Origin of the sequence: Buttiauxella agrestis ATCC 33320, assembly GCF_000735355.1 — a bacterium.
GTDB lineage: Bacteria > Pseudomonadota > Gammaproteobacteria > Enterobacterales > Enterobacteriaceae > Buttiauxella > Buttiauxella agrestis.
Genome location: NZ_JMPI01000086.1, coordinates 1 through 294, shown reverse-complemented (window position 1 = coordinate 294; position 294 = coordinate 1). Strand labels below are relative to the sequence as shown.

The 294-nt window shown below is 61.9% G+C and carries 1 protein-coding gene; it reads right to left on the bottom strand.

Annotation, left to right across the window (positions count from 1 at the left end; translation table 11 throughout):
* Positions 1–294, bottom strand: a 294-nt coding sequence (locus tag GBAG_RS22965; RefSeq protein WP_034500321.1) for a hypothetical protein, incomplete at both ends; no start/stop codon positions are given.

The following is a 294-nucleotide window of genomic DNA, read 5'->3' as shown; positions in this document are numbered from 1 at the left end:
GGCAGGCCGTCATACGTGACGGTGGACTCAAAACCACGCGGGTCATATTTGCGGGCCACGCTGTACTCCCAGAGTCTGTCCCCCTGCGCATTGTGGATGAGCTGGTGCTCAGCCGTCACCCGGCCGTTGCCGTTGTATTCATAGCGCACACAGACCAGATGGTTTTCGCTGCGGTGGGCGATTTCACTCAACCGTCCGGCGTCATCGTGGTCGAACAGCATTTCATCCGGGGTGCCGTCGGGCAGGGGCGGGCGCTCGCGGCGTATCAGCTTGCCGTTGTCGTCGTAATGCCAG